Source organism: Erwinia psychrophila (assembly GCF_039023475.1).
GTDB lineage: Bacteria > Pseudomonadota > Gammaproteobacteria > Enterobacterales > Enterobacteriaceae > Erwinia.
This window is the reverse complement of sequence record NZ_JBCHVB010000004.1, coordinates 323,142-347,425: the sequence shown is the minus strand read 5'-3', so window position 1 is coordinate 347,425 and position 24,284 is coordinate 323,142. Positions and strand designations below refer to the sequence as shown.

At 54.9% G+C, this 24,284-nt stretch carries 21 protein-coding genes and 4 pseudogenes; 10 read left to right on the top strand and 15 right to left on the bottom strand.

The window, feature by feature from the left end:
- Positions 1–2: 2 nt before the first annotated feature.
- The 5 genes from AAH446_RS12675 to AAH446_RS12655 all read left to right on the top strand — a co-directional run bounded on the left by AAH446_RS12675 (position 3) and on the right by AAH446_RS12655 (position 5,704).
- Positions 3–1,508, top strand: coding sequence for a sugar ABC transporter ATP-binding protein (locus AAH446_RS12675; protein WP_342907036.1), 1,506 nt, complete (start codon positions 3–5; stop codon positions 1,506–1,508).
- Complete coding sequence (locus tag AAH446_RS12670) at positions 1,505–2,503, top strand: ABC transporter permease (RefSeq protein WP_342907035.1); 999 nt, start codon at positions 1,505–1,507, stop codon at positions 2,501–2,503. Before AAH446_RS12675 ends, AAH446_RS12670 begins: the two co-directional genes overlap by 4 nt.
- Before the next feature lie 70 nt (positions 2,504–2,573).
- The gene (locus AAH446_RS12665; protein WP_342907034.1) at positions 2,574–3,644 is read left to right on the top strand and encodes a sugar ABC transporter substrate-binding protein; all 1,071 of its coding nucleotides are present in this window, start codon (positions 2,574–2,576) and stop codon (positions 3,642–3,644) included.
- Between the two features lie 382 nt (positions 3,645–4,026).
- Positions 4,027–5,268 carry a PAAR domain-containing protein gene (locus tag AAH446_RS12660; protein WP_342907033.1) on the top strand — a complete coding sequence of 414 codons (1,242 nt, stop codon included), beginning with the start codon at positions 4,027–4,029 and terminating at the stop codon, positions 5,266–5,268.
- On the top strand, positions 5,261–5,704 hold the full coding sequence (locus AAH446_RS12655) for a DUF943 family protein (protein ID WP_342907032.1): 444 nt from the start codon (positions 5,261–5,263) through the stop codon (positions 5,702–5,704). Before AAH446_RS12660 ends, AAH446_RS12655 begins: the two co-directional genes overlap by 8 nt.
- 343 nt (positions 5,705–6,047) lie before the next feature.
- Here AAH446_RS12655 and AAH446_RS12650 read toward each other — a convergent pair whose 3' ends face one another.
- The 7 genes and pseudogenes from AAH446_RS12650 to AAH446_RS12620 form a co-directional block, all read right to left on the bottom strand.
- A complete protein-coding gene (locus tag AAH446_RS12650; protein WP_342907031.1) occupies positions 6,048–6,272 on the bottom strand; it encodes a hypothetical protein in 225 nt (74 codons plus the stop codon).
- 273 nt (positions 6,273–6,545) lie between these two features.
- Positions 6,546–7,043 (bottom strand): annotated as a pseudogene (tssD, locus tag AAH446_RS12645) (type VI secretion system tube protein TssD).
- Between the two features lie 189 nt (positions 7,044–7,232).
- Positions 7,233–7,325: pseudogene (locus AAH446_RS12640) on the bottom strand (recombinase family protein); the annotation flags it as partial.
- Positions 7,326–7,596: 271 nt separating this feature from the next.
- Positions 7,597–7,959, bottom strand: a complete 363-nt coding sequence (locus tag AAH446_RS12635; RefSeq protein WP_342907030.1) for a YibL family ribosome-associated protein — start codon at positions 7,957–7,959, stop codon at positions 7,597–7,599.
- Positions 7,960–8,031: 72 nt separating this feature from the next.
- Positions 8,032–8,568 (bottom strand): mannitol operon repressor MtlR, encoded by a 537-nt coding sequence (gene mtlR / locus AAH446_RS12630; protein WP_342907029.1) that lies wholly within the window; start codon positions 8,566–8,568, stop codon positions 8,032–8,034.
- Between the two features lie 89 nt (positions 8,569–8,657).
- Positions 8,658–9,806 (bottom strand): mannitol-1-phosphate 5-dehydrogenase, encoded by a 1,149-nt coding sequence (mtlD, locus tag AAH446_RS12625; RefSeq protein WP_342907028.1) that lies wholly within the window; start codon positions 9,804–9,806, stop codon positions 8,658–8,660.
- 101 nt (positions 9,807–9,907) lie between these two features.
- A complete protein-coding gene (locus AAH446_RS12620) occupies positions 9,908–11,842 on the bottom strand; it encodes a PTS mannitol transporter subunit IICBA (RefSeq protein ID WP_342907027.1) in 1,935 nt (644 codons plus the stop codon).
- Between the two features lie 483 nt (positions 11,843–12,325).
- On the opposite strand from AAH446_RS12620, the gene AAH446_RS12615 reads away from it, so the two are divergent.
- The gene (locus AAH446_RS12615; RefSeq protein WP_342907026.1) at positions 12,326–12,796 is read left to right on the top strand and encodes a GNAT family N-acetyltransferase; all 471 of its coding nucleotides are present in this window, start codon (positions 12,326–12,328) and stop codon (positions 12,794–12,796) included.
- 43 nt (positions 12,797–12,839) lie between these two features.
- Here AAH446_RS12615 and AAH446_RS12610 read toward each other — a convergent pair whose 3' ends face one another.
- Together AAH446_RS12610 and AAH446_RS12605 are read right to left on the bottom strand one after the other, a co-directional pair.
- A complete protein-coding gene (locus tag AAH446_RS12610) occupies positions 12,840–13,262 on the bottom strand; it encodes a GNAT family N-acetyltransferase (protein WP_342907025.1) in 423 nt (140 codons plus the stop codon).
- A gap of 248 nt (positions 13,263–13,510) precedes the next feature.
- Positions 13,511–14,227 (bottom strand): DUF3053 domain-containing protein, encoded by a 717-nt coding sequence (locus tag AAH446_RS12605; protein ID WP_342907024.1) that lies wholly within the window; start codon positions 14,225–14,227, stop codon positions 13,511–13,513.
- A 509-nt stretch (positions 14,228–14,736) separates the two neighbouring features.
- On the opposite strand from AAH446_RS12605, the gene AAH446_RS12600 reads away from it, so the two are divergent.
- Complete coding sequence (locus tag AAH446_RS12600) at positions 14,737–15,030, top strand: HTH-type transcriptional regulator (RefSeq protein ID WP_342907023.1); 294 nt, start codon at positions 14,737–14,739, stop codon at positions 15,028–15,030.
- Positions 15,031–15,063: 33 nt separating this feature from the next.
- Here AAH446_RS12600 and AAH446_RS12595 read toward each other — a convergent pair.
- The 3 genes and pseudogenes from AAH446_RS12595 to glyQ form a co-directional block, all read right to left on the bottom strand.
- Positions 15,064–15,399, bottom strand: a pseudogene (locus AAH446_RS12595) (NAD(P)-dependent alcohol dehydrogenase); the annotation flags it as partial.
- A gap of 125 nt (positions 15,400–15,524) precedes the next feature.
- Entirely contained in the window at positions 15,525–17,594 is a 2,070-nt protein-coding gene (gene glyS, locus AAH446_RS12590) for a glycine--tRNA ligase subunit beta (protein ID WP_342907022.1), read from the bottom strand.
- 9 nt (positions 17,595–17,603) lie between these two features.
- Positions 17,604–18,512: a glycine--tRNA ligase subunit alpha gene (glyQ, locus tag AAH446_RS12585; protein ID WP_342907021.1), complete on the bottom strand. Its 909-nt coding sequence runs from the start codon at positions 18,510–18,512 to the stop codon at positions 17,604–17,606.
- Positions 18,513–18,674: 162 nt separating this feature from the next.
- Here glyQ and AAH446_RS12580 point away from each other — a divergent pair, with 162 nt between their 5' ends.
- Positions 18,675–19,670 carry an acyltransferase gene (locus AAH446_RS12580; RefSeq protein ID WP_342907020.1) on the top strand — a complete coding sequence of 332 codons (996 nt, stop codon included), beginning with the start codon at positions 18,675–18,677 and terminating at the stop codon, positions 19,668–19,670.
- Positions 19,671–19,737: 67 nt separating this feature from the next.
- Here the strand turns inward: AAH446_RS12580 and AAH446_RS12575 are convergent, their stop codons facing one another.
- Positions 19,738–20,067 carry a helix-turn-helix domain-containing protein gene (locus AAH446_RS12575; protein WP_342907019.1) on the bottom strand — a complete coding sequence of 110 codons (330 nt, stop codon included), beginning with the start codon at positions 20,065–20,067 and terminating at the stop codon, positions 19,738–19,740.
- Positions 20,048–20,442, bottom strand: a pseudogene (locus tag AAH446_RS12570) (type II toxin-antitoxin system RelE/ParE family toxin). Before AAH446_RS12570 ends, AAH446_RS12575 begins: the two are co-directional and overlap by 20 nt.
- 274 nt (positions 20,443–20,716) lie before the next feature.
- Between AAH446_RS12570 and AAH446_RS12565 the strand changes: the two are divergent.
- Positions 20,717–20,962 carry a type II toxin-antitoxin system CcdA family antitoxin gene (locus tag AAH446_RS12565; RefSeq protein ID WP_342907018.1) on the top strand — a complete coding sequence of 82 codons (246 nt, stop codon included), beginning with the start codon at positions 20,717–20,719 and terminating at the stop codon, positions 20,960–20,962.
- Positions 20,959–21,279, top strand: coding sequence for a CcdB family protein (locus tag AAH446_RS12560; RefSeq protein WP_342907017.1), 321 nt, complete (start codon positions 20,959–20,961; stop codon positions 21,277–21,279). The genes AAH446_RS12565 and AAH446_RS12560 overlap by 4 nt, the downstream gene beginning before the upstream one ends.
- 9 nt (positions 21,280–21,288) lie before the next feature.
- On the opposite strand, the gene malT is transcribed toward AAH446_RS12560, so the two are convergent.
- Positions 21,289–24,015, bottom strand: a complete 2,727-nt coding sequence (gene malT / locus AAH446_RS12555) for an HTH-type transcriptional regulator MalT (protein ID WP_342907016.1) — start codon at positions 24,013–24,015, stop codon at positions 21,289–21,291.
- Positions 24,016–24,284 lie beyond the last annotated feature (269 nt).

Below are 24,284 nucleotides of genomic sequence, written 5' to 3'. Positions count from 1 at the left end.
CCATGACCGCGATCAATCGCCTCGACATGCGTCAAATCTCCATCGCTTTTGGCGGTTTTACCGCGCTTAATGGCGTGGATTTTCGCCTTGAGGGTGGCTCAGTTCATGCGCTGACCGGCGCGAACGGCGCGGGTAAATCAACGCTGATGGCGGTGCTTTCTGGCGCGTACGATCACTACAGCGGCGAGATCCTGCTTGATGACCAGCCGGTCGCCATTCGCTCCCCCAGAGATGTAAAGCGGCTTGGCATTCATCTGGTACAGCAGGAGGTGGATGTGGCGCTGGTGCCAGGGTTAAGCGTGGCGGAAAACATCATGCTCGATCGTCTGGCGGAGGGCGGTCAGATCTGCCGCTGGGGCGAAATGCGTCAGCAGGCGAGGGCGCTACTGGCACAGCTGGACGTCACGCTGGACGTGCGTCGCCGCATCGAACAGTGTTCGCTGGCGGAAAAACAGCAGATCTTGCTGGCCCGCGCCCTCTCTCACCATTGCCGTTTTCTGGTGCTGGATGAGCCGACCGCGCCGCTGGATCAGCACGAAAGCGAACGTCTGTTTACCGTGGTACGCCGCCTGCAACGCAGCGGTATCGGCGTGGTATTTATCTCACACCGCATTCATGAACTGCGGGAGATCTGCGACCAGCTGACGGTACTGCGTGATGGCTGCCTGATTGAAACCGGCCCGATGGCGCAGCTCAGCGGCGAACAGATTGTCGAGAAGATGCTGGGGCATCAGCTTGATGATATCTATCCGCCGCGCCGCCCGCCTTTCAGCAGTGAAAAGCTGCTTGAGGTGGAGGGGCTGTATGATGAGCACCTGCTGCAAAATATCTCATTAACGCTGCACAAAGGTGAAATCCTCGGCATCGCCGGACTGGCCGGAGCGGGAAAGACGGAGCTGTGCAAGGCGCTGTTTGGCGCCAGCCCCAGCCAGATTGCGCGCGGTGAGCTGCACGGTAAGGCGTGGAAACCGGCTTCGCCGCACGCGTCGGTTGAAAAACGCATGGCGCTGATCCCTGAGGAGCGCCGCAAAGAGGGCATCTTTATCGATGAGTCGGTGGCGATGAACCTCAGCGTGACGGCGGACAACAGCTTTTCCCGCTGGAGCCTGTTTGGCCACCGTCAGGCCTGGCGCTGGGCCGAGCATGTTATTCAGAAGCTGGGCGTACGTACCACCGGTCCTCAGCAGACGCTGCGTCGTCTGTCGGGGGGGAACCAGCAGAAGGTCGCCATTGGCAAATGGCTGCGCAACGATGCCGACGTGCTCATTTTTGATGAGCCGACCAAAGGCGTCGATATCAAGGCAAAAACCGATCTGTTTGTCCTGATCGACGGGCTGGCGCGTCAGGGAAAAGGGGTGATCTACGCCTCCGGCGAATTTGCCGAACTGGTCGGCCTGTGCGATCGCATTTGTGTGCTCTGGGACGGGCGCATCGTGGCGGAAATGGCCGCCCGGCACGTTGATGAAGAAACGCTTTTACTTTATTCCACCGGAGGAACCCCTGCGTGAGCAGCAAAGAACTTTCCCTGAAGGGGGCGCCTTCCGCGCGCCACCAGCTGTTTGAATTTCTCTATAAATGGGGGATGTTGCTGACGGTAGTGGCGCTGATTGCCGCGTTCGGCCTGGCGTCTGACAGTTTCCTCGATCCCAACAACATCCTTAACATCCTGCGCTCTATCGCCATCGTTACGGTCATTGCCGTGGGCGTCTCGATTTCGCTGACGGTGGGCGGGTTCGATCTCTCGGTCGGCTCGACGGCTTCGCTGGCAAACTCGCTGGTGATCTCACTGTTCGTCTGGTACGGCTTCGGCTCCACTCAGGCGATTGTGATTACGCTGCTGCTCTGCACACTGGTCGGGCTTTTCAACGCTTTTCTGATCGTTATCCTGAAAATTCCCGACATGCTCGCCACATTAGCCAGCCTGTTTGTGGTGCAGGGCGTGGCGATGACCTACAGCTACGGCGGCTCGATCACGCAAAATATGGTGCTGCCGAGCGGAGATATGGCAGAAGGCGCGATCCCGGCGGGCTTCTCTCTGCTGGGCCAGGTGCCGACCATCGTCATTATCATGCTGGTGGTCACGCTGGTGGCGCAGCTTGGGCTGTCGCTGACCAAACATGGCCGCCGTATGTACGCCATCGGCGGCAATCCGGAGGCGGCCCGTCTCTCGGGTATCCGCACTAACCGCTATCGCGTGCTGGCCTATGTGCTCGCCTCTCTGCTGGCCGGGCTGGGCGGCATACTGCTCGCCTCCCGCATCGGCTCTTCCCAGGTCAACGCCGGCGGCGGCTACCTGATGGATGCCGTGGCGGCAGCCTGGATCGGGCTTTCGCTGGCCGGCGCAGGAAAACCCAATGCGCTGGGTACGCTGCTGGGCGCGATCATTCTTGGAGTACTGCAAAACGGACTGGTCATGCTCTCCGTTCCCTATTACGCCATGGATATCATTAAAGGCCTGGTACTGGCGCTGGCGCTGGCGATCACCTATATCCAGCGCCGGTAAGGCCCAGACCAGAAAACCGTACAGACAACCGGCGCGAGCCGCTTACTACGTTGACAGGGTAACCATAACAATGAAAAAAATGACACCATCGCTGCTGGCTATCAGCCTGCTCTTCGCCGTACCGGCCTTTGCTGACGCCGCTGCTGCCGTTCCGGCGGCTATCGCGGATCACGATGGCCCGGTGCGCATCGCGGTGATCCGCAATCTGGGATCGGACGACAACACCACGCAGTTTGTGGCGGGCGCGATCCAGGAAGGCCGCAAGCTGGGCTTTAAGATCAGCACCTTTCTGAGCAACGGCGACGATGCCCGCTTTCAGGATTTTGTGAGCCAGGCGATCAGTCAGAAATATGACGGGATTATCCTTTCGCATGGCAAAGATCCTTACTCCACCGATCTGGTGAAGCGCATCGCCGCGGCGGGCATCAAGGTCGCCGTCTTCGATACGCCGGTGAATCAGTCTGTTGAAGGCGTTACCGTGACGGCGCAGGATGATGCCTCTCTGGCGCAGCTCTCTCTCGACCAGCTGCTGAAAGACACTAACGGCAAGGCGAATATCGTTAAGCTGTGGGTGGCCGGTTTCCCGGCGATGGAGCGCCGCCAGGTGGTGTACGAAAAGGTGCTGAAGGCTAACCCAGGCATTCATCAGCTGGAGTCGGTAGGGGCAGTCTCATCGGATGTGCAGGGCGATACGGCCAATAAAATTGGCGCGATCCTGGCGAAATACCCGAAAGGCAAAATTGATGCGATCTGGGCATCGTGGGATGCCTTTGCGCAGGGCGCTTACAAAGCGTTGGAGGAAAATGGCCGTACCGAAATCAAGCTCTACAGCATCGACGTTTCCAACCAGGATTTGCAGCTGATGCATCAGAAAGAGAGCCCCTGGAAACAGACCGTGGCGGTGGACAGCAAGCTGATCGGCGCGATCAATATGCGTCTGGTCGCCAATAAAATTGGCGGGGAAGCCACGCCTGCCACCTATCAGTTTAAGGCTTCGGCGATCTCTCAGGCGCAGCTGGCGAGCCAGGCGGGCGCGGTCAACGTCGCCAGCCTGAATAAAATCATCCCCGGCTGGGGAGAGTCGCCCGACTTTGTTGCGCCATGGTTCGCCACGCTGCATGAGAAATATGCGAAAAAGTAACGGCGTCTGAAAAAAGCTACGTTATAAAGCCCGCCAGCGCGCTGAGGAATCCCCATAAATCAGCGCCAAAGTGCCAGAAACAGGGCTTACACTGCTATTTTTTAACACTGGCTGCCATTCACCCGGCCGCATAGCTATGCAGCCGGGTAAAATTTATCAGGTGCGTTTCCGATGCCTTTCCGGATTTTAAGGTCGCTCTTTTACTCAGGAGACACCGGAAACGCCGTCAGTTTTGTTCTGGCGGTGCCGACAACATATGTTCTGGTAAATCCGGGGACGCTGATGCTTTTCGGACATATTCCGTAGCCGGTTGTGTTTGAGGCCACATGTGGAAGGCGTATCATCGGCGGAATATTAACCAGATGAATCAGAAGGATTTAACATGCCAGCCGAGGGCTTTTTTCTCTATCACCTGGATAAAACCACCTGCGGCGGGCGCATTCTTTCTGGCGCGTCCGATGACACCTACGAAATCGGCGGGATTGTCCGCCAGCAGGTCCGGGTCGGCGACCCGGTGACCTGCGGGAAACACGAAGGGCGGTTCCGGGTCTGTGGCGGAATGGGCGACACCTATCAAGTAGGCGGTGCCCTGAAAGAGTGGGCGGGTTCACTGGACAGCTTCAGTTCCTGCCCGTGCCACGCCAGGTTCGTTCCGGGCGTGTTTTCCCACACCTACGAAAGCACCTGCAATGCCGGGCGAGTGGCTGAACGGCAGGAGACAGCCCGTAAAAAAAAACTGAGTGAGGCTAAGGAGAAAGGGCTTGAGCCCATGCCCATCCCGGCGCTGATTTACCAGACCCAAAACCAGATGGATGACTATCAGGCCAGGGACATGCATCATGGCGATATAGATGTTCTGGCGCTGCGTAATGCGGTGCACATCGACGTGGATAATGTATCCGCCAGAGTGAACCCGTGGACGCTGAAACGCAAACCTGAACCGGCAACAGGAACCCTGTATTCACCTTATGCCATGCAGGATCTTGAGCAGCAGATGCCCCCCGTCAGCCGGGATGAAAGCGCATGCATGATGTTTGATGAGTTCCGGGAACTGGCGAAGCTGTTCTCCTTCCATGGCCCGTATAAAAACATCATCACCGCGATGATTGACCATATGCAGGAGAACACCGGCACGCCGTACAGCAGCCCGTTGCTGGACCAGGCACTGAAAGAGCAAATCCTGAATGACCATTCAGAGAAAAGCTCACTGTTGAGTATCAAAAAAACACTTAACAAGACGATAGATTATGACTATGGATTTATCCCGTTAGCCTTTGAGGCGTCATTTAAAGAGGATATTAAGAATCTTGGTGTGGTGTTACCGAAATTTAATGGCTTGATAGATAACACGAATGGTCTGGTTATTACCGTCCATGATACCTGGTCTACACATATCTCGCTGGAATCACTGGAGGTGAACGGTGACAGCTATCGAGCAAAAGTGCATTACCGCATTCAGGATCACTTTGGCCTCGATGATGATGATGTGCTGAACCCTGTATACCGTGAATTTCGTATTTTCCGACTATGGTTTGCTCTCCAGCGCTGGGATCTGTACGGATATAAGCCGTTTATCACAGAGATGAATGTGACCGTGGAAATCAGCGGGAGGCGGGGTGAATAAGCGACTTATAGCGGGTGTTGTGGCGGCGGCTTGTGGGTATATGTTGTGGCAGTATCTGACCCCCGTTGAGATTGTGGCGGTTCATGATGGTAATACGGTCTTAGTCAGGCATTTTCCATATTTAAAAAGTCGTCAGATAGCCTGGTGGGAAGCCAATAAAGGAATGATCAAAGCTAAATATGGCGTGCCTAAGTACAAAGTCTATGAGGGATATAAATTCTATGACGTGTATATCCAAGACTTTGGCAGTGGTTACCGTACTGAGCCTTATGGCGATACTTTGATGTTTTATACCGAAGATGTTCTGTGTTTCGACGATATGATCGCTGAAGCAAGGTGCATTGATAAAGCTCCTCTAATGAGCATAAGCGACAGTAAAAACACGGGGCTTAGGTATGATTTCTATTCTGGTTTTTTTTGGTCCAGGTTTGGCTGAGGGATCTGTATTTGAGCCTGTTTGTCGGTTATTTTGTCTTTTCCAATCTGCTTAACAACAGCGATTTTAAAAGACAAAGGATAGTCCCGTTGTGTACGTTTAAACTCAGCCATTATCACATTCTCCAGATTTAAGTCGAAAACGTGTCAACGCTATTCAGGACGGGTCACAGGCGTAAAAAAAGCCCCGCAGGGCTTTTAAATACCATTCACTTTGGATTGTGCACTGGCAGTGTCGGATGTTTTTCTTTGTTCGGTGGGTCAACATGACGTCGTCTGTCATCCTGACCATCTTCACGTTTAGGTTTTGGGCCCGGTTTTATATTGCAGAACATAAAATTTCCTTAAGGATAACTACGCCAGTGAGCCGGTGTGTCGCGATCTTGAAGATGGCGCTCACGTGCAACATGTACAACGAAATCCATCTGAATAGCCCAATCTGCAGCTTCTTTTTGAGTATTCGTTTTTTTCACTTCGTTGTTATCAACAATCACTACATGATGCTCAGTTGCGGTGTGTTTACTTGAAGTTTTTGGTCGATGTTCTATGTAAGCATGTTTCTTTGTCATTTCTGTTTTTCTCCATGTCACTGCACAACTGTGTGCAGTAACTCTTACATGGGATTATAGAACTACGTTTCAACATGAAGGCTTACTATTTTTATGGTTATTCGTTTGCGTTCACACTTACAATGAAACTAAGAAAGTTAATACAACCGGATGTCATGTCTAATCCGGATAGCCAACAGACACAAATGGAAAAAGCCCAGCAGGGCTTTTTTAGGTTACTGCTTTGGTGTTTTAACCGCTTCTTGCCTGATTTCATCAATCGTGTCACGCATGTTATTCAGGCATTTCGCTGCCGGTTTCCCAGCTATCAGAATGAAAAATATTCCCTTCCAGATATTTCCAGATGATTTTTTCATACGACATTTCGATCAATTCTTTGTGATCGTAATGCGCATAATCCATATCTTTCACATCCTCCATCCACGGTACGACAGAAGTAATTCGGGCATTTTCCAGAAAAATATTAAAATATTATTCTTCATGTCCGGCGTGATTAATGCGATAGAATTTTAATTCGGCTGATTTTAATTGTTTTCCCGCACAGGCAAATTGATAAAGATAAGGACTTGAGGGATCCACAGCCTTTGTGAATACAAATGGCACATTTTCACGGGTAGCTCTTATCTTGCCGGAGAGATTGTCTGTTGGGAGTGATACGCAGTGAGCCAGCGCAGTTACTTCTATGCTTCCTTCACGTCCGTGTACATCTACTGCTCCCTTTACAAGGTTTCCTGCATCGTTGGTAAGCCAGAGATAAACAGGTATAGCCATTACCTAACCCCTCTTAATTCCTTTCATGGAGTGTGGATATTATGGCTGTATTGATGAAAAATCAACCGCTCAGGCAAAAGGGTATCTGATGCCCCGTAGTGGGTACGCGACGGAGGCAGAGCGACCAGCGTCAGGCCGTTCTGTTTGGGTTCTGATGGTGTGGAATGTTGGGGTTTGATGCTCAGTCGAACGAACAGGCGCCTGAGTTTGGCGTATAGGGGAGGCGCTGTAGCCTGTCGCATCTGCTGTTTCCCGGATGCTCAGTTTTTTAACCTGACGGTAGAGCCCATCATTAATCATCTCGCCAGAACCTGGCGGAGTAGGATGCTGATTTATTAGCGCTGATCCATGGAGATACCTTAGCGCCAGCGCGGGCTTTATCGTTTTGGCTGTGGGCATGACTGGTGGCGCAAAGCCGTACAGCACGGATCTTGTGAGGTGCTCTTAGCGTGAGGAGAGTCGGGAGAGGGAAAGCGGCTTCAGTTTCCGGCTGGCGGAAAATAAAGCCGCGCAAGGGTGCGAAAGCCGTACCCTTGCGCAGAAGAACGGCGCGTTAAAATGCCGCTTTAGCGAAGCCGGTCATTTCGTTCAGGCCCATTTCACGGCCCAGCGCGGTCATCGGGTGCACCACCACAATACCGCGCACGCTTTTTTTCAGCGCGCCCAGATTAGCCTGCTCTTTTTTGGTGATGGCGCGGCTGAACGGCAGCTGCTTCAGCTTCTGCGCTTCTTTGCTCAGCTTCTCTTCGCGCACGCCGCGCAGGCGTTCGATCTCAGCAATGAGCTTGTCTTTCTCTTTCAGCAATTCGCCAAGTTTTTCCGCATCGCCGGATTCCAGCAGCAGCGGCTCTTTGTGCGTCAGGGCATCCAGCTTATCGCTGAGGGTTCTGATTTCTGCCTGGACTTGTTCTTTCATAGATAATAACCGTGAAGTGATTCATTGCCGCAAGGATACACGAAAGCGACGTGAAGAGGGAAAGGGCATTGGCTACTTTTTGAAAGCCTGCTTGAGGCTGATGCGGGAAATCAGCTCGGTCAGTGAAAGCACCATTGTTGATCGCACCACCTGCTGATAACGCTGCTGGAGCATGGCGCGCAGTTCGGCATCCTCAACGGAAAGGTCGGGAAGCGGCGGCAGTGCAGCGACGCAGTGCAGCTCGCCAAACGGCCCCAGCAGCGCATCGTCGGTAAAGCGGTATTCGGTGCCGTCGTCGTTCAGCGCTTCGCGCAGCGCCATCAGGAGTTCGGCGTCCTCATACTCACTGCGGCTGATGACGCCCAGCCCGTAAATCAGCTTCAGCCGCACCGAGAGTTCACCCAGCGGACCGTCGCCCAGCAGCAGAGGCTCAACCGCATATTTCACGGCATAGTCATCCTTGCGAAACACCTGGATCACCAGCATATTGACCGCTTCGCTCAGCAGCTCGACCGCGGCGATCAGGAAGCTTCTGACCGTACGACCGGCATTCAGGCGCTCCAGCACCCGATTCTCAAAAGCCTGTGGTTTTTCCATGAGAGCCTGCATATCATTCTTTGCCAGACGGCACGCCGCCTTTATGGGCACGGCGTTGCCGTGCCCTGTCCGCTCATCCGTTGACGTCGGAAGCGGCTGCATTATGCCATAGCATTCCAGGCCTTCACCACGTCAGCGATGACCTCACTGTCGGCATCCAGACCGGAAACCTGTGCCAGGGTCGCCTGCGCGCCGAGGCGGGAGAGCAGCTCAGCCAGCTCCTGCGCCTGCCGATCCTCATCGCTGTGGTAACGCATCGCGGCGGCGATGCCGGTCACCAGGTTGGCATGTGGCAGGCCATACTCCAGGGTGCCAAGCGTCGGCTTGATCAGGCGGTCGCCTGCACTCAGCTTACGCAGCGGCTGGCGGCCCACGCGCTCAACGTCATCTTTCAGATAAGGGTTCTCAAAACGGCCCAAGATTTTCTGGATATAGGCGGCGTGCTTATCGGCATCGAAGCCGTAGCGCTTAATCAGCACCGCGCCGCTCTCTTCCATCGCTCCTTTCACCACCGCACGCACTTTCTCATCCAGAATCGCGTCGCGGATCGTTTTATGACCCGCCAGCTGGCCCAGATAAGCGGTAATGGCGTGACCGGTGTTCAGGGTGAAGAGTTTGCGCTCCACAAAGGCCATCAGGTTATCGGTCAGCTCCATACCGGGAATGGCAGGCAGATCGCCCTTAAACTGCGTTTTATCGACGATCCACTCGCTGAAGGTTTCCACCGTCACTTCCAGCGGATCGGTCGTGCCCGCTGCAGAAGGCGGCACGATGCGATCGACGGCTGAATCCACAAAGCCGACGTGCTCCTCCACCCAGGCATGATACTGCTCAGGCAGCGCCTTCAGCACATGGCCCTTCAGCTGCGTGGTGCCGCGCACCATGTTTTCACAGGCGATGATATTCAGCGGGCGGGTGTTACCGTTATCGCTGCGTTTGGCCACTCCTTTCGCGATGCCGCCAGCAATACGCTCGAGGATCTGCGGGCCAACCGCCGTGGTAACGATATCAACTTCGGCAATCAGCGGGACGATCTCATCACTGGCGCTGCTGACGGCGTTAACGCCCTTAACAATCTCCACCTGCGCCTGCTCGCCCACAACGTGAACCGGATATTCATGTCGCGCGTTTAACGCTTCTAACACCACCTGATTCACGTCGGCGAACGTCAGCTGGACGCCAGCGTCAGCCAGTAATTTACCGATAAAACCGCGGCCGATATTACCGGCACCAAAATGTAATGCTTTCATAATTTTTTCCCGTATCAACGATCGAGGGCCGGGCAAACCCGACCCGAAAAAATGAGCCGGGCATGCCCGGCCCTGGGGTGAATCTGACTTGTCTGGCTGCGTTACGCTGGCTTTTTACCGGACAGCAGGTCCAGCACTTCCTGAACGTCAGTGGTGCTGGCCAGGCGGGCGATAACGCTTTCATCATCCAGCGCGTTGGTCAGGCTGGTGATCACCTGAATGTGCTCGTTATTGCGGGCAGCAATCCCGATCACCAGACGGGCAATATCGTCCTCATCATCGCCGAAGCGTACGCCTTCAGGATACTGGCAGAACACCACGCCCGTTTTCAGCACGCGATCTTTCGCTTCAATCGTCCCGTGCGGCACGGCGATAGACTCACCCAGGTAGGTTGGGGTCAGCTTTTCACGATCCAGCATCGCCTCAACATACTCCGGCTCAACGTAGCCGCCTTTTACCAGTTGCTCACCGGCAAAACGGATCGCCTGCTCTTTCTGCGTCGCCTGGTTGCCAAGGAAAATATTGGCGGCGCTCAGCTTAAACAGGTGTTCCTGGCTGTCGTCGTAGCTGTCGCTCAGGGCCGCCGTCACCTTCTCACGATGGCCTGCGCTGCGATTCGCATCAACCAGGCGGGAGGTCAGATCGGTATAGAGGCCGCTGTCCAGGAAGTTCGTCAGGGAGATGTGCTGAGCATGTGGGGCCTGGCGCATCGCACGTTCGGTCAGATCGCGGTGGGTAATCACCAGATCCACATCGCCCGGCAGGTTATTGATAGCGGTGTTGGTGACGGAGATGTTCGTCAGGCCAGCATCGTTAACTTTTTTGCGCAGGACGCCTGCGCCCATTGCGCTGGAACCCATACCGGCATCGCAGGCGACAATGATTTTATGAACGTGGCTCAGATCGCTGTTCATGCCATCCGCGCCGCCGGTTACTGGCGTGCCGTTCTGACCTTTCGACTGCGCTTTCATTTCGTTAACGCGACGGGCAGCGGCTTCGATATCGTCATCTTCCTTCACCTTGCTGGTTTTCAGCAGGATAGCGGAGACCACGAAGGAGACGGCAAATGCAGCCACAATCGCCGCGATGTTGGCGAAGTAAGCGCCTTTTGGCGTCATGGCCAGTACGGCCAGGATGGAACCCGGCGAGGCAGGTGAAACCAGACCGCCGTTCAGCAGCGTCAGGGTAAACACGCCGGTCATACCGCCCAGAATAACGGCGATGATCAGACGCGGGTTCATCAGTACGTACGGGAAGTAGATTTCGTGGATGCCGCCCAGGAAGTGGATGATGGCTGCACCGCCCGCAGACTGCTTAGCGTTGCCGCGGCCAAAGAACATATAGGCCATCAGCACGCCCATACCCGGACCTGGGTTCGCTTCAATCAGGAAGAAGATTGATTTACCGGCTTCGCTGGCCTGCTGAATGCCCAGCGGCGAGAAGATGCCGTGGTTAATCGCGTTATTCAGGAAGAGGATTTTAGCGGGTTCAACAAAGATGGAGGTCAGCGGCAGCAGGTTGTTCTGCACCATCAGGTTCACGCCAGCGGCGAGAATATGAGAGAGACCCTGTACCAGCGGACCGATAGCCAGAAACGCGAGGATCGCCAACAGCATACCGATGATACCGGCAGAGAAGTTGTTGACCAGCATTTCGAAGCCGCTTTTGATTTTGCCATCAACAACGCTGTCGAATTTTTTAATCGCCCAGCCGCCCAGCGGACCGGCAATCATCGAGCCGAGGAACATCGGCATATCGGCGCCGACAATCACGCCCATGGTGGTGATCGCACCGACCACGCCGCCGCGATCGCCGCCCACCAGACGTCCACCGGTATAACCGATCAGAAGCGGCAGCAGGTAGGTAATCATCGGGCCGACCAGCCTGGCCATGGTTTCATTCGGCAGCCAGCCGGTAGGAATGAACAGTGCGGTGATGATACCCCAGGCGATAAACGCCCCGATATTTGGCATCACCATGTTGCTCAGAAAGCGACCAAAGTTCTGAACCTTGATCTTAATATCTGATGAGGACATAAAAACACACCCCTTATTGGTACGCGCCGACAAATAAGAGAGCGCGCTATTTATGTTGAGGACATTACGGTTTAACCGTCAGTATCACTGTATGCAGGCGGACTTTAGCACGCGAATATGACGCTGCGTAGCGACCGGGGTAAATGTGACTTAGATCACTAAGTTGGCGGGCCTTTAGGGCTGATTTTAGTGACATTGATCACGTTTATGCGGTGTAAAAAAAAGACAGCGGCGTAAAAACGTGCAGAAATCGCCTTCGAGTGTGATTGTCATCACTTTTTATGGAGGCAGGTTTCTGATTGAAGTGTGACGAGTATCACAAAATATTTTCAGGCTGAAATGCGTACGATCACAGTTTCCTCTGGCCGCAATTTTGCTGAACAGCCGTACGTAAGAAAATTACGCATTTTTTGTGTCCGGCTAATAACGTATCTTCGGATAAAAGAGACGTTTATCAGCGCTAAAACCAGGAGAGGGAAGTCGATGAATATCAGGCTGGCGACGCCCGCTGACGCAGAAGCGTGCTGGAATATCAGAAACCAGGCTATTCGCCACGGCTGTAAGCGCAGCTATGACGCTGCGGTGATCGATGCCTGGACGCCTGAAGCGATGCCGGAAAGTTTCCGGATAGTCATCGCCGCCAATCCCTTTTTCATTGTTGAAGGCCCGGATGCCCGACCCGCAGCGACCGGCTATCTTGATCTCACTTCCGGCAGCGTTGAGGCCGTTTTTACGCTGCCAGCGTATGGCGGGCGCGGTTTTAGCAGCCAGATTATTAACGCGATTAAAGAGGACGCGCGTAGGCGCGGTTTTAAGGCATTAACATTAGCCTCAACTCCTAATGCACAATCTTTCTATGAGAAGCATGGGTTTATCCCGCTTCGGGAAAGTCTCTATCCATCAGCCCTTGCCCGGTCCGATCTGCGTTGTATGCATATGGCTATCAGACTGTAATTGATTCATGCCTGGTGCCTGGTGACGCTTTTCCGCCCGGATATCAGGGTAAATCTGATTTGGTGAGGTAGTGCCTCTGCATGCCTGAAGCGGGAAAATCGGGCAACGTCATTTGGCATTGATAACCCTGCTTGATATAAAATGGCAACGCCTGAAAACTGAATGTATCAACCAGAGCATGCCTGCATTCCCTGAGCTTCCCTTCCTGCTCCGCCATGGCAATAAGCGTACTCCCGAGGCCGGAACCTCTGACGCTTTCGCTTACCCACAAATAATCGATGCAGAGCCATAATCCCTTTATTGATGCTATTAATCCGCCCACCATAGCGCCTGATTCGTCCCTGCTGTAAACACCGAACTGGCCCCAGGATTCAGTATTGATAAACTGGCGGTTATGGCTTCCTAACCCACTAAATAACTCTTTTCTTTCTGCATCTGTAATCTGCGACGCTATTGCTATCTGCATATTAATTACCATTATTGCTATTGAATGGAATATCAAAAAAATTAAATGCGTTTGCCATTCAGGCTTAATTTCATAACTGAAGGTTTTTCATCTGATGTTATGGAAAAAAATACCGGAAAGGCCGGGTATAAATGCGGAAAATAATTATTGTGTCTTACGATCGGCGATGACTGACTCGCCTTAATCGTTAGATGCTAAAAAGCAGCCCGGGTGGGCTGCTTTTAAACGCGTTAAACGCCGCCGGAAAATTACCGGAAGTCCTGCTGCAGGGCGCTTTGCGCCTGAGTCAGGGCCTGCGCGTTAGCGGAGAGGTTATTCATCAGCGTGTTGTACTGCGTGGCCTGCTGCTGGGTAGGGAACTGGATATCCGGGCCGTTAAACGTCACCTGCTCACCCTGCTGCTGGAGGAAGTCCCCGGCCTGTACCGCATTCTCACTCAGCGACTGCAACGCGGGCAGTAACGTGGTCAGCGTGTCGGAGGGCTGCGTCACCACCCGGGTATAAACTTTGTCGTAGACGGGCTTCAGATCGTCAGGCTGTTCCAGGGCCGCTTTGCTGCTGTCTGCCTGGCTTCTGGCTGACTGAATCTGCTGAGCCAGCACGTTCAGCGAGCCGCTCGCCTGGCGCAGCGAGTCACGGCGGATCAGGTAATCCTGCGGGGTACGGATGGCAGATAATTCATCAACGACCGGCTTCATACCCGTGTCAACCGCACGGTTAACCTGCTGGGAAAAACCATAAATAATGGCGTAATCGGTGACATATTTGCCAAACTTTTGTTTCTGATCTTCGCTCAGGCTCGGCAGATGTTCGCCGCTGCGCATGACGGTATTTTGCAGGAAGTCGTTAAAGGCTTTGCGCTGGTCGGCTTCATTGTCACCGCAGCCGGTCAGCTGGAAAACCAGTATAAGTGTTGCAAAAGGCACCAGCAGACGCGTCCAGGCGCGTGAGATTCCTGAGATCATTGGGAGTAACTCCTGTAAATAAAAAAGGCTTTTATCTGGCACAGATAAGCGAGGCTTACGCCGCGTCTAAAGAATAGTCTAACTCGCCTGGGGAAGATATGAAAAGCCGGATCGGGGCGGGAAGAAATATCGCTGTCACCTCAAAAATCGCGCAGGAGAAGGGCAACCTTGCCGGGGTGGCTCCAGAATATTCCTAAAGTGTTTTTAATGATTAGCAATGCTTCCTGAAACTGTAACCGTTACCAGGTCAGGCAGGAAGCCTTACCGCAGCTAATCCCGCTGTCTCCGCGGCATTCCGGGCAAGAGGCAAGATCAAAAATTAGTCAAAAAAACATAACGCAAACTGGCGATTTTGATCTAATAATTATGTTCCTGGCGTTTCTTTGAGCTGCCCCTGCGCTTCCTGACAAGAGCTTCTCAGCGGCGGATGCCCGCCAGTTTTATGAACCTGAGGCTCAGGTTCTTCCCTCTGGTTGTTCACATTTTGTGATTTTTATGAGGAGTGCTTTATGGAAACTAAAGATCCTATGACTGAATTGCTGTCCAGTCTCGAACATATTGTTTTAACACGTGAAGTTATTAAAGCGGCACCCCCATTAAAGGGTGAAGTCTCCACGCCAGAGCCAAAACGCATCCGTGAAATTACTGGCATGGAAATTACTGAGTTCGCCCTCGCTATGGGCGTGAGCGTCTCGTCGGTAAAAAGCTGGGAAGCCAAGCGCACTAAACCTTCGCGCAGCGCCCAGAAGCTGATGCAGCTCATTCAATCGAATCCCTGCCTCAGCCGCGAGCTGCTGGCATAGCAGTAGAACCCGCCACCTGGCGGGTTTTGTCTTTCAGGGGCACCCCGGTTTCATACCCATCACAAAACGGTACTCCAGGTCGCCCTTCAACAGCCGTTCAAACGCCATCTCTACCTCATCCAGACGAATCACCTCCACCTCCGACACAACATTGTGCGCGCCGGAAAAATCCAGCACCTTTTGGGTTTCGCGAATGCTGCCTGACGACGTGCCGGAAATGCCCAGGCGACGGAAAACAATCGGTGTGACGTCCGGCGCTTTGTGAGGCGCGTCGAGGATACCCGCCAGCACCGGCTGTTCATGGGTCTTTAAGGGGCTGAGGCCGGGATCAAGATTGTGTGGCGCAGCGACGCAGTCGGGAATAAAGTCGGATCGACAGAGCCAACAGCCATATGAAATGTGGCGGGCAGGGCAAGGCGGGATTGTCAGGGGATAGGGCAGAAAGTAAAAACCCGCCGGAAGGCGGGTTGTTTTAGCATAAAGCGGAAGCTGGATTACTGTAGCAGCGAGATATCCGCCACCTGCAGGAACAGCTGGCGCAGATTAGCCAGCAGCGTCAGGCGGTTGATGCGGACGTCGCGATCTTCCGCATTCACCATCACCTTCTCAAAGAAGGCGTCGACGGCGGGACGCAGCTGGGCCAGTTCCACCAGCGCATCCTGATAGCGGCCTTCGGCAAACCAGGGCTGAAGCTTGCTGCTCAGGGCGGAGACGTAAGTCGCCAGCTTGATCTCTTCATTCTCTTTCAGCAGCGATGCCTGAACGCTCTCATTCAGCGGCTCCGTTGATTTAGCCAGAATGTTGGAAACGCGCTTGTTCGCCGCCGCCAGCGTGGCCGCATCCTCCAGCGTACGGAAGTGGGAGACCGCTTTCATCCGGGCGTTAAAGTCCGCCGGGCGGGTCGGACGACGAGCCAGCACCGCCTGGATGGTGTCGACGCTGTGACCTTCTTCCTGATACCAGGTGCGGAAGCGGCCCAGCATAAAGTCGATCACCTCATCCACTACTTTGGCATTGCTCAGCTTGCTGCCGTAGAGGCGAACCGCTTCTTCGGTCAGCGTTTGCAGATCGAGCGGCAGGTTCTTCTCAACGATAATACGCAGCACGCCCAGCGCGGCGCGACGCAGTGCGAACGGGTCCTTGTCGCCTTTCGGGTGCTGACCAATCCCGAAGATACCGGCAAGAGTATCCATTTTGTCGGCGATGGCCAGGGCGCAGGCGACCGGACTGGAAGGCAGATCGTCACCGGCGAAGCGCGGCTGATACTGTTCATTCAGCGCAACGGCAACGTCTTCCGCTTCACCGTCGTGACGCGCATAGTGCATCCCCATCACGCCCTGAGTATCGGTAAACTCGAACACCATATTGGTCATCAGGTCGCACTTGGAGAGCAGGCCAGCGCGGGTCGCGTGGTTCACATCCGCACCGATCTGACCGGCAATCCAGCCCGCCAGCGCCTGAATACGGTCGGTTTTATCGCGCAGCGTACCCAGCTCTTTCTGAAACAGCACGGTTTCCAGACGCGGCAGATGATCTTCCAGACGCTTTTTGCGATCGGCGTTGAAAAAGAATTCCGCATCCGCGAGGCGAGGGCGAACCACTTTCTCGTTGCCGGAGACGATCTGCTGCGGATCTTTCGACTCGATATTGGTCACGAAGATAAAGTTTGGCAGCAGCTTGCCGGCGCTGTCGTAGACCGGGAAGTACTTCTGGTCGCCCTTCATGGTGTAAACCAGCGCTTCGGCCGGTACCGCAAGGAACTTCTCTTCGAACTTCGCCGTCAGCACGACCGGCCACTCCACCAGGGAGGTAACCTCTTCCAGCAGGCTGTCGCTCAGGTCGGCAATGCCGCCAATCTGACGCGCTGCCGCTTCGGCATCGGCTTTAATCTGGGCTTTACGCGCCTCGTAATCCGCCTGAACCTTGCCGCGCTCCAGCAGGATCTGCGGATACTGATCGGCATTGTCGATGGTGAATTCCGGCTCGCCCATAAAGCGGTGACCGCGAAGGGTGCGCGCAGAGTCGATCCCCAGGATGGTGGCGGGGATACTCTCTTCGCCCAGCAGCAGCGTGACGGTATGCACCGGACGGACGAACTGCACGTCGGAGTCGCCCCAGCGCATCAGTTTTGGGATCGGCAGCTTCGACAGCGAGGTGGCGACCATCGCCGGCAGCAGCGACTGAGCGCTTTCGCCCTTCACAAGGGCGCGGTAAAGCAGCCATTCGCCTTTATCGGTGGCGAGACGCTCGGCCTGATCGACGGTAATGCCGCAGCCACGCGCCCAGCCTTCGGCCGCTTTGGTGGCGACGCCGTTGGCATCAAACGCGGCGGCGATCGCCGGACCCCGTTTTTCCACTTCGCGATCCGGCTGCGCGGCGCTCAGGTTTGCCACTTTCAGCGCCAGACGGCGCGGCGTCGCGTACCAGCTCACCTCGCCATGGGTCAGGCCCGCCGTATCAAGTTCAGCGGTAAAGTGCGCGGCAAAAGACTCGGCAAGGCTGCGCAGCGCCTTTGGCGGCAGCTCTTCGGTGCCGATCTCCACCAGAAAAGTTTTATCAGTCATGGCTGCCTCTTATTTCGTTTTGCACATCGGGAAGCCCAGCGCCTCGCGGGACGCATAATAGGCCTCAGCCACGGCTTTGGTCAGGGTACGGATGCGCAGGATATAGCGCTGACGTTCGGTCACGGAAATCGCCTTACGGGCGTCCAGCAGGTTAAAAGTATGACCCGCTTTCAGAATGCGTTCGTAGGCCGGCAGCGGCAGAGGTTTCTCCAGCGCCAGCAGGCTCTGCGCCTCTTTCTCATACTGTTCGAAGCAGGTGAACAGGAAATCCACGTCCGCGTGTTCGAAGTTATAGGTCGACTGCTCAACCTCATTCTGATGGAAGACGTCGCCGTAGGTAGTTTTCCCCAGCGGGCCATCGCTCCAGACCAGATCGTAAACGCTGTCCACGCCCTGAATATACATCGCCAGGCGTTCCAGACCGTAGGTGATCTCGCCGGTCACCGGCTTACACTCCAGGCCGCCGACCTGCTGGAAATAGGTGAACTGCGTCACTTCCATGCCGTTCAGCCAGACTTCCCAGCCCAGGCCCCATGCGCCCAGCGTTGGGTTTTCCCAGTTATCTTCCACGAAGCGGATATCGTGAATGGTCGGATCCATGCCCAGCTCTTTCAGCGAGCCGAGATAGAGTTCCTGAATATTGTCGGGCGACGGCTTGATGATCACCTGAAACTGATAATAGTGCTGCAGGCGGTTCGGGTTTTCACCGTAGCGTCCGTCGGTCGGACGGCGTGAAGGCTGCACGTAGGCGGCGGCGATCGGCTCTGGTCCCAGCGCCCGCAGGCAGGTCATCGGGTGAGAGGTGCCCGCACCCACTTCCATGTCCAGAGGCTGAACAATGGTGCAGCCCTGGCGCGCCCAGTAATCCTGTAAGGTCAGGATCAGTCCCTGAAAGGTCTTGGTATCAAACTTTTGCATGTTGGATTCGCACGCGAGACAGTAGTTATAAAAAGTGGGCGCCAGTATACCCTTTGACCGGGCGATAGTCAGCCCGATCTGATTTTCGTCCCCGGAGGTTGTTGATTATCAGCAGACTGGCTACCCTCTGGTACGCATTGAAGTAGGGTGAATGAGGATGAGATGAAGGAAAAGGTTAACTGGATAGATAATCTGCGTGCGGTCGCCTGCCTGATGGTCATCATGATCCACACCACCACCTGGTATGTGACCAATGCCGGGGCGGTGAGCGAGACGACCTGGGATTTCTCAAACCTGCTTAATTCCGCCTCGCGCGTTTGCGTGCCGATCTTTTTTATGATTTCGGGCTACCTGTTTTTTGGCGAGCGTAGCGCGCAGGGACGCCATTTTCTGCGCATTGTCCTCTGCCTGCTCTTCTACAGCACGGTCGCGCTGATCTACATCACCTGGCTGACGCCCATTAACGAAGGGCTTTCGGTTAAAAATCTGTTTCAGAAGCCCGTTTTCTATCATCTCTGGTTTTTCTTTGCCATCATCGGCATCTACATGCTCTCGCCGCTGATTCAGGTCAAGCCGGTGACGGCTGGCTATCTGGCCGCGGTGACGCTGGTGCTGGCCGTGCTCGCTAACCCGAATACCGTCGATCGCGCCATCGGGCCGTTCCAGTGGCTGCCGCTGAATCTCTATCTCAGCGGAGACAGCTTTTATTACGTGCTCTACGCGCTGTTTGGGCGGGCCATCGGCATGATGAATACCCGGGGACGTGGCGTCAGCTGGCTGGCCGGTCTGCTGTTTATTGCCAGCGTGGCGGGCATTGCACTGGGGACGAAAAAGCAGATGGCGATCAACGGCGCCTTCGCCGATACCTGGTACCTCTACTGCGGCCCGGTGGTCTTTATCGCGGCGGTCAGCCTGCTGGTGCTGTTCAAGAACTGCCTGAATCAACGCCCGTTGCCTTTTTTAGCGCTGATCTCGCGCAATTCCCTGCCCATTTACGGTTTTCACGCGCTGTTTATCCATTTTATCCGCACCCATCATCTTGATAACACCGACCATCCGTTCATCGATATTCCGCTGGTGTTTACGGTGACGCTGTTTGGCAGCCTGTTGCTGGCGCTGGGGTTACGTCGGCTGGATAAAACTCATCTGGTAAGTTGACCGGTTTAAGCCTGATAAACTGTAAATAGCAAAAAAGCCCTGTTAAGGGCTTTTTTGCATCAGGGAGTTAACGGGTAAAAACCTCCGGTCCTCTGGCATCGATAATATTCAGCAATCTCAAGGCAGGGCCGCTTGGACGGATCTGGTCACGCTCCCATTTAGAGACGCTTTCTACCGACATACTCAGGGTATAAGCCAGTGCTGACTGCGACATGCCATAGCGATTACGCATCGCTTTGATTTGCTCACCGTTCATTACCTGAACCTCTCCGATGCGCTCGCGCCATTCACGCACCCTGACCCGGGCATTAATGCGTTGCAGCGTTTCATCAGGCATTGCACCGAGCTCGTTTAACTCCTGAGCCATTTGCTGGAGTTCAAGCAGATTTGCCGCCATTACAGATAACCTCTCTGAGAAATTTGTGCGATATCAGGCGAAGCAACAGAGTGGGAGCGTAGCGAAAGAACTCTTTCGCCAGATCCTTATAGGTAGCCAGTTCATCCTCTTCTATTTCTCTTTTCGCACTGGAGGTAGAACTCTTTTTCCAGGCATCGACAAAGAAGAGATGCTTACCCGTTTTGAAAAAAATAATTGTACGGGCGCCACCGCTTTTTCCTGCTTTGAGGGGAAGACGTTTTTTATTACCCCGCCACCAAGATTTGCCTCGTACTGACCTGACATAACCCCGGACGCCGCAAGACATAAATCGTCATCCTGGAGATCGGATTTGCTGAAAGCCCGATCGACTTTTCGTGTCACATAAATAGCCATTCCCTTAGCCTTATCATTAACCCGCAATGATTACTGTAGTATTCATTACGGTAGTTTTCAACGCAAGCAGTAAGGGAAATTTCTGCCAGCGTGTCGTTAAAAACCTTATGCCCCCTACCCCATTACGGCAAGCAGGTGATGAGCCTGCTGCTGGCAACGCTGCTGCGCCGGATTGATAAAACCCATCTGGTGAGTTAGAGAGAGTCTGTTTTGGCTGGTTTTTAACCACTTTATGCGCCATAATTATGCGCATAAAAATGGCACAGGAATTCTTATGAGAGTGGCTGATACAGTTAAAAAACGCAGTACTAACGTCTATCTCAGTGCTGAACTGATCGATCAGGCAAAAGCGCTGGATCTGAACTTGTCTGCCACGCTCAACAGCGCCCTGGAAAAGGCGGTGAAAGAGCGGCAGCGGGAACGGTGGCTGGCTGAAAATCGGGCAGGACTGGATGCCCTGAACGGCTTTATTGAAGAAACAGGCCTGTTTGCGGATGACGATGACTTCAGGGTTTTATGATGGAACAATTTTCAGTTTATAAAAATCAGGGAAGAAACCGCCAGAATTATCCTTACTTTATTACCGTCCAGTCCGATTTACTGAGCCATCTTTCGACCAGGCTGGTTATGCCGCTGGCACGAAAGTCAGAAACTAATTCCCAGGTCAAATCCCTTACTCCGCAGATGACGATCGGTGAATACGACTACGTGGTGCTGACCTCAATGCTCACCACCACGGAGGTTAAAAACCTGAGCGAACAGAATTTTGTCCGGAACGCTGTTGAGCTGCGGGATAGGATTGTCTCCGCCATAGATTTGTTAGTTTTGGGCATTTAGCGCCCCTGCTCAAGCCCCATACCCCATCACGGCAAGCAGATGATGCGCCTGCTGAACGGCGTCCTGACGGTGCGCGATGCCCATTTTCTGATAGAGATTACGGATATGCGTCTTGATGGTGGTGGCGGCCACGTCCAGCTCGCTGGCAATCTGATCGTTGCTGTAGCCTGAATAGATAAGCCCCAGCACCTGCCATTCGCGCTGGGTAAGCGGGCTGGTGCGGATCAGTTCAGGCACCTGCGGATGGTTGAGAAGCTTGCTGACGAACCCTTCATCAAAGTGGGCAAACTTGTGGCGATGATGCTGATTGATTTCACGCAGCACATGCTGGGCGCGCCGGCGTTCCAGCTCCGGCAGCAGGTTTAACTGCATCAGCTGTCGCAGCTGCTGGGCCATGATCTCGCCCTCAATCACAAAATGGCTGATAAAGCCGGTGCGGTTTGCCAGCTCCAGCGCCTCAATCAGCGCGACCTGGGCTTCGCTTTTCCGCCCGGTATGCCAGTAGAGCAGATTGAGCAGCAGCAGGTTGCGGTTGAGATCGCTGGCGAGGCGAAGCTGGCGGGCGTTAGCGTTCAGCTCGTCCAGAATCGCCTCCGCCTCCTCAAATTTCTCCAGCAGGATTTGCACCCTGGCGATATTGCGCCACTGCCCCTGCTGAAAGTGGTTGCTCGCTTCGCCCGAGCGTGCGGCCTGCTGAAGCCAGAGCCGCGCGGCTGCTTTATCCCCCGTGATCTGCCAGTAAATGACGCGGGTTTTATCGGTATTGGTCAGCCAGTCAACGTGATAGTGACCGGTTTTCAGCAGGGCTTCACAGCGCTGAAGGTAGTGGTGGGCGTTATCGAGCTGCCCCCTGGCCAGCGAGCATTTCGCCAGCATCGCCAGGCACTGTAACTGCTGCTGAGGATTGAAATTCGTCAGCACCTCGACGCCCTGTCTCGCCGCCTGTTCGGCTTCGTCGAAGCGTGACCACGACCAGAGCAGCTGTGAACGCAGGCGCAGCAGAAACTCATGCATCGGCAGCTGTTGCAGATGCTGCTCGCGCACCAGCTCAAAGGCGCGATCCTGCATCTCGTAAGCCGCCTGTAAAAAGCCCTGCGCAATCAGGATTTCACTCTGCTGCAACAGCGCCCAGAGCGCGTAATGGTAAACCTGATAGCGCCGCGCAATCTGCTCCGTTTGCTGCATCATCGGCAGGGCGCGGGCGAAGTCGCCCCGGCAGTGCAGGATCTCGCCGGTGACCGAGGTCGCCACAATGCGGCTGTAGTAGCTGTCGTAGGGAAGATAACGCAATGCTTCGGTGGCCAGCCGCTCAGCCTCCTCCTGGCGACCATCGTTAATGGCGACCTGGGCGCGCAGCGCGTCGAATTCGGCGGCAAGCTCCCGCTCGACGGTGATATCGCACTGCTGCATTTCATCGCTGGCGCGGGCGATCAGGGCTTCCACTTCCGCATAGCGATGCTGGCTCTGCGCCAGCCAGGCCTGAAGCAGCACCAGTTTAGGACTCTGAATCAGACAATCGTAAGGCAGTGCGTTCAGGCAGGACTCCAGCAGCGCCAGCTCACTCTGATTGAACAGGGACCACGCGTGCTGTAGCAGGATGTCCCGCAGCAGCGTGATATCCTCCGCGCCGAGCGCATGATGGATCGCCTCGGCCGGAAAGCCCTGCGCCAGCCAGCCTTCCGCCGCCGCCCGGTGGATCGCCGGTAGCTCGCCCGCCAGCTCCCACTGGCAGCGCTGGCGCAGGAAGGAAGCAAACAGTGGGTGAAAGTTAAACCACTCTCCGGTGTCATCCATGCGATGAATAAACAGCCCCTGACACTCCAGCGCCTCCAGCCGCTCCTGGCCATTATCACCGCCGGTCAGGCGGACAATCAGGGCATCGTTCATTGAACGCAGCAGGGAGCAGCGAAGCAGGAAGTCGCGGGTAGATTTATCTACCCGATCCAGCACCTCTTCTACCAGGTACTGAGAAAGATGGCTGGCGTTCAGGCCGGAGAGCTTGCGGGCTGACTGCTGGGTGGACTGCTGCGCAGGCGTGGTGGACTGGCGGGCAGAGAGCGCGATCAGCTGGAGCGCGGTGGCCCATCCCGCCACGTCATCGCACAGGCGGCTGCTGTCGGCCTGATCGATAGGGTCGGGCAGCCGGCAGTCAAAAAACTGCTGCGTCTCCTGATGCGTAAAGGCGAGCTGGTCCGCATTCAGCTCCAGCAGCTGGTCACGGACGCGCAGGTTCGCGATGCCCAGCGGCGGCAGGGTGCGGGAAAGCACCAGCAGCGAGACGTTTTCCGGCTGATGGCGCAGGAAAAAACGCATTCCTTCATGGATCGCGTCGTTGTGGATCAGGTGATAATCATCGATCACCAGCAGCAGCGGCGCGTCCCACTCGGAAAGCTCGACAAACAGCTGGGCGAACAGCGCGGAGAGGCTGGCATACTGGTGATTGAGGCTCAGCGCCTCGCTTTTTTTACACCAGTCGCCGGTGGCTTGCTGGGCGGCGGCGATCAGATAGCTGGCAAAACGCTCAGGCTGATTGTCGCTCTCATCCAGCGAGTACCAGCCGAGATGATTTTTTCCCGATGCCCAGTGCGCCATCAGCGTCGTTTTACCGTAGCCTGCCGGACTGGCGATCAGCGTCAGCCGGTAATTTGGCGCGGCGGAGAGTCTCGTCAGTAAACGTTCGCGCACCACCGTATTTTGCAACCGCACCGGGCGGCTCAGCTTCGAAGGTATAAGCATAGTTTCAGTTCTTATGACGGAGCCCAGTGGGATTTTTATTTATTTTAGAGGGCGTAATTAATCTGTTTCCTAAAGTCTGCCTTCAATGCATTGATTGCAAGTTAGTTTCATTATTCTGTTTCGTTTAGTCGTACTTCGTCACAATTCTAAAAATCGGACTTTCCGGCTTTTTTCCTCTGCGCCGTCTTCCTCCGGCTACGCCCCGCCACTCCTCCCTGACTAAACTCCGCCGGGAGGATGCCGCCCGCTCAACGCCGATGCAGCATAGT

What these genes read in the sequence shown, in the direction of transcription:
- AAH446_RS12600 (WP_342907023.1), top strand. Translation starts at nt 14,737, where the DNA reads ATGGAAACTAAAGATCCTATGACTGAATTGCTGTCCAGTCTCGAACAT.
- AAH446_RS12575 (WP_342907019.1), bottom strand. Translation starts at nt 20,067, where the DNA reads ATGGCGGCAAATCTGCTTGAACTCCAGCAAATGGCTCAGGAGTTAAAC.
- AAH446_RS12615 (WP_342907026.1), top strand. Translation starts at nt 12,326, where the DNA reads ATGAATATCAGGCTGGCGACGCCCGCTGACGCAGAAGCGTGCTGGAAT.
- AAH446_RS12665 (WP_342907034.1), top strand. Translation starts at nt 2,574, where the DNA reads ATGAAAAAAATGACACCATCGCTGCTGGCTATCAGCCTGCTCTTCGCC.
- AAH446_RS12610 (WP_342907025.1), bottom strand. Translation starts at nt 13,262, where the DNA reads ATGCAGATAGCAATAGCGTCGCAGATTACAGATGCAGAAAGAAAAGAG.
- AAH446_RS12580 (WP_342907020.1), top strand. Translation starts at nt 18,675, where the DNA reads ATGAAGGAAAAGGTTAACTGGATAGATAATCTGCGTGCGGTCGCCTGC.
- AAH446_RS12660 (WP_342907033.1), top strand. Translation starts at nt 4,027, where the DNA reads ATGCCAGCCGAGGGCTTTTTTCTCTATCACCTGGATAAAACCACCTGC.
- mtlD (WP_342907028.1), bottom strand. Translation starts at nt 9,806, where the DNA reads ATGAAAGCATTACATTTTGGTGCCGGTAATATCGGCCGCGGTTTTATC.
- AAH446_RS12560 (WP_342907017.1), top strand. Translation starts at nt 20,959, where the DNA reads ATGATGGAACAATTTTCAGTTTATAAAAATCAGGGAAGAAACCGCCAG.
- glyS (WP_342907022.1), bottom strand. Translation starts at nt 17,594, where the DNA reads ATGACTGATAAAACTTTTCTGGTGGAGATCGGCACCGAAGAGCTGCCG.
- AAH446_RS12565 (WP_342907018.1), top strand. Translation starts at nt 20,717, where the DNA reads ATGAGAGTGGCTGATACAGTTAAAAAACGCAGTACTAACGTCTATCTC.
- AAH446_RS12605 (WP_342907024.1), bottom strand. Translation starts at nt 14,227, where the DNA reads ATGATCTCAGGAATCTCACGCGCCTGGACGCGTCTGCTGGTGCCTTTT.
- glyQ (WP_342907021.1), bottom strand. Translation starts at nt 18,512, where the DNA reads ATGCAAAAGTTTGATACCAAGACCTTTCAGGGACTGATCCTGACCTTA.
- AAH446_RS12620 (WP_342907027.1), bottom strand. Translation starts at nt 11,842, where the DNA reads ATGTCCTCATCAGATATTAAGATCAAGGTTCAGAACTTTGGTCGCTTT.
- AAH446_RS12675 (WP_342907036.1), top strand. Translation starts at nt 3, where the DNA reads ATGACCGCGATCAATCGCCTCGACATGCGTCAAATCTCCATCGCTTTT.
- mtlR (WP_342907029.1), bottom strand. Translation starts at nt 8,568, where the DNA reads ATGCAGGCTCTCATGGAAAAACCACAGGCTTTTGAGAATCGGGTGCTG.
- AAH446_RS12650 (WP_342907031.1), bottom strand. Translation starts at nt 6,272, where the DNA reads ATGACAAAGAAACATGCTTACATAGAACATCGACCAAAAACTTCAAGT.
- AAH446_RS12635 (WP_342907030.1), bottom strand. Translation starts at nt 7,959, where the DNA reads ATGAAAGAACAAGTCCAGGCAGAAATCAGAACCCTCAGCGATAAGCTG.
- malT (WP_342907016.1), bottom strand. Translation starts at nt 24,015, where the DNA reads ATGCTTATACCTTCGAAGCTGAGCCGCCCGGTGCGGTTGCAAAATACG.